At 34.8% G+C, this 3,568-nt stretch carries 4 protein-coding genes; 1 reads left to right on the forward strand and 3 read right to left on the reverse strand.

Translation table 11 applies throughout. The annotated features are described in order from the left end of the window. Nucleotides 1-463: 463 nt before the first annotated feature. Genes fliB through ACTTG8_RS09985 form a run of 3 tightly spaced genes read right to left on the reverse strand, consistent with a single transcriptional unit; the run spans nucleotide 464 to nucleotide 3,166 of the window. A complete protein-coding gene (gene fliB, locus ACTTG8_RS09975) occupies nucleotides 464-1,576 on the reverse strand; it encodes a flagellin lysine-N-methylase (RefSeq protein WP_442561957.1) in 1,113 nt (370 codons plus the stop codon). A 9-nt stretch (nucleotides 1,577-1,585) separates the two neighbouring features. Continuing rightward, a complete protein-coding gene (locus tag ACTTG8_RS09980) occupies nucleotides 1,586-3,007 on the reverse strand; it encodes an aspartate ammonia-lyase (protein WP_442561958.1) in 1,422 nt (473 codons plus the stop codon). A gap of 24 nt (nucleotides 3,008-3,031) precedes the next feature. Beyond that, complete coding sequence (locus tag ACTTG8_RS09985) at nucleotides 3,032-3,166, reverse strand: hypothetical protein (RefSeq protein ID WP_442561959.1); 135 nt, start codon at nucleotides 3,164-3,166, stop codon at nucleotides 3,032-3,034. 243 nt (nucleotides 3,167-3,409) lie between these two features. Here ACTTG8_RS09985 and ACTTG8_RS09990 point away from each other — a divergent pair. Next, on the forward strand, nucleotides 3,410-3,568 hold a 159-nt coding region (locus tag ACTTG8_RS09990; RefSeq protein ID WP_442561960.1), incomplete at its 3' end, for a chorismate synthase.

Genomic DNA, 3,568 nt, shown 5'->3' on the forward strand with positions numbered 1-3,568 from the left:
AGCTTGATTGCAGAAATTACCGGCATTTCTGAGAAGAAGATTATGGCTCTGTAACATATTTAACGCTACAGCAATTATCATTAATAAAATTGATATTTACTGTGACGGATATTTTAAACTGTGAAAATAAGTTTTTGGGGTGTAGTATTAATTTTCCTAGCATTCCAGTATGCACCCATTCCGAAACCATATTTTTTACACCGTATAAAATAAATCTTAATTTGTACATTTTTTATATATTTTTTGTACAAATATATTTAATTTTATACTACACTATCTATTTTATGCACTTTATTAGGATAATTCTAAAAAATAAAAAAGCAACCCTAAACTAAGATTGCTCTTCTCAAATCTATTATGTTATCTTTTATGCTGATTTTCCTTAAATTTTACTCTATGTTTCTTTTATCTCTCCCTTGTAACCTCAAAAGATAACCCATTTTTAATGGTTAGCTTATGTTGCCTATATCACTAATAATAAATTATTCACTTCAAATTCTTCAGAAAACAAAAATTCTTCAAGAAGATATTCAATATTCCCCTCTGAATGTTCCACTTCCTTAGAATAGGCTTTTGCAACAATTATCATATCATTTAAATCAAATTTTCCTAATTTCTTATATCTCAATGCCGCCAAACCTCTTATGGCAAAAAAGCCTAAAAATGCAAACTTTGCTCTTGAAATCACATCACAATCATACACTGCCTTTGTAAAATACCTAAATACAAAATACACCATAATATTTTCATACCAAATATCAAGCATATTAATTTCTTTCCTGCATTTTTCAAATTCAGCAAGAACTTCTTCATTAAATTCCGACTTAAATTCTTGAAAAACCTGCTCCCATTCCTCTCCCAATACATACAGTTCTCCAAGCAGATAAAATACTTCCTCTAAAAATGAAGATATTGTAGCATTTTTAGACTTAGGACAGACTACTTCCAAATGCTTAATTATTTCACATAAGCTTTCATCTTCACTACCTTCATTTATAACTTCTTGAGCCTTAGAAATAAAGACTAAAAACTCTTTTATCCTATCATAAATATCCTTGTTGCGATTCTGTAATATAGCTATTCCCCTGTCTCTTATAGTTTCAATTTCCTCAACAAACAAAGGTGCACTCTCTTCAAATATTAACTCGTCCGGAATTTCCTTCTCTATGAAACGAATTTTATCTTTTCTTCCAAATATCAGCCTCCCTACCACTTCACATGAAAGAGCCATACTCTTTTCTCTTGTATGTTCGTACTCCACAGTAAATCTTGGATACTCAGTACAAACTTTACAAAGCGACTTTTCTCCAAGATTGATAAATATATCACAAAGATTATCTTCATTAAGAAATGGACACCTGTTACCGTTTAGGCGAAAAGTATTGCATTCTCCTGTTTCATCCGAACCGTCTTCCATCGACTCACTCAGCCTTTTTCCAAAACTTCCTCCCACCTTTTTATAGGCTGCATAAGACTCCTCGTCTATATCAAGTTCCCATCCTATACAACAGCTGTCTGTACAATCTCCCCCTATACATTTAAAATCATTATAATAATCCGGTATCCTTAATTTCATTTATCTCCTTTAATGTTTCATTACTTTTAGTGAAATTGGCTCTGTCATATTAACAGGGTCTAAAATCTTATCAATTTCTTCTGCAGTAAGTATTTTTTCTTCCAATATCAAATCTCTTACTGATTTGTTGGACTGAAGTGCCTTTTTAGCAAGTTCGGCAGACTTCTTATAACCGAGGTATGGACAAAGTGCAGTAACCACACCTACACTATGATCAACAAGTTCCTGACAACGGGCTTCATTTGCAGTAATTCCTACAACACAGTTGTCTACAAAGGTCTGAATGGCACTTGCAAGTATATCAATAGACTCAAACATACAGTAGAATACCACAGGCTCAAACGCATTCAGTTCAAGCTGGCCTCCTTCTGCTGCCATAGTAATAGTCATATCATTTCCAATAACCTTAAATGCCACCTGATTTACCACTTCCGGAATAACAGGATTTACTTTGCCCGGCATAATAGATGATCCATTTTGCTTAGCAGGAAGATTTATCTCATTAAATCCTGCACGAGGTCCTGAAGACATAAGCCTTAAATCATTGGCTATCTTAGAAAGTGTAACTGCACAAGCCTTAATTGTACCCGATACAGATACGAAAGAGTCTATATTCTGAGTCCCATCTATAAGGTCATTTGCCTGCTTAAACTTTATTCCTGAAATCTCAGAAAGCATAGGAGTTATTATCTCCATATATCCCTTATCTGCATTTATTCCTGTGCCGATTGCAGTTCCTCCCATGTTCACAAAACGCATCTCTTCCATTGCATTTTCCATACGGTTTATATCTCGCATAACCGCAACGGAATAAGCCTTAAATTCCTGCCCTAAACGGATAGGCACTGCATCCTGCATCTGAGTCCTTCCCATTTTAATAATATGGTCAAATTCAATAGCCTTATCACACAAAGCTGTATGAAGTCTTAAAAGCTCATACTTTAGCCTATCAAGCAGGCGAAGAGTAGTCATCTTACCGGCTGTCGGTATTACGTCATTGGTTGACTGCCCACAATTCACATGATCATTAGGATGAACGAAGAAATAATTTCCCTTTTTCCCTCCCAGAAGTTCAATCGCCCTATTAGCAATGACCTCATTTGCGTTCATATTAATAGAAGTTCCTGCTCCACCCTGAATAGGGTCAACTATAAAATCTTTCCAATAGTTTCCCTGTATAATCTCATTGCAGGCATCTACAATTGCCTTAGTAATACTCTCACTAAGCAATCCTACCTTATGATTTGAAATGGCTGCTGCTTTTTTTATAAAAGCAAGGCTCCTTATAAGTTCAGGATGCATCTTAAGTCCTGTGATATGAAAATTTTCTGCTGCCCTTAATGACTGCACTCCATAATAGGCATCCTCCGGCACAGCTTTTTCTCCAATAGAATCACTTTCTGTCCTTAATACTGCCTTTTCTTCCTTCATCCCTTGCTCTCCTTTAAAATCATATTAAAGCGTTTTTTCTCTTGCTCTTGCAGAATAAATTTCATCATATTGTCCGTTATTAAGATCCTCCTCATATGCATCTGCCCATTTCTTAAGTCCTTCCAATACAACCGGTTTAGAATAATACTTTTTCCCCAATCAAACTCTATTCTCTCTGCCCCTCAATCCACTACTTTAATAGAAAAATGTCATACTAAAACAGATATTTATATACGCAATTGTATATACAATTTATTGATTTATCTTATAACAAAATCTTGTTTATGTCAACGGATTTTTAGCTTTTCGCTTAATATTTGCACTAAAACTGTAGTATATTGATATTCCCTTGTTTTAAGATATATTTTCTGATAAAATTAATAAAACATTTAGGAGGCTCATATGGCTGGTTCAAATTTTGGCACCTTATTCCACATTTCAACCTGGGGAGAGTCACATGGGGTAGGACTTGGCGTAGTTATAGATGGTTGTCCTGCCGGACTTCCCCTCAATAAAGATGATATTATGGCTTATATGAATAGAAGAAAGCCCGGAACTAAT

The organism is Catonella sp. (assembly GCF_052173895.1).
Taxonomy (GTDB): Bacteria; Bacillota; Clostridia; order Lachnospirales; family Lachnospiraceae; genus Catonella.

Coding starts and splice junctions, on each gene's coding strand:
- fliB (WP_442561957.1), bottom strand. CDS start 1,576: ATGAAATTAAGGATACCGGATTATTATAATGATTTTAAATGTATAGGG.
- ACTTG8_RS09980 (WP_442561958.1), bottom strand. CDS start 3,007: ATGAAGGAAGAAAAGGCAGTATTAAGGACAGAAAGTGATTCTATTGGA.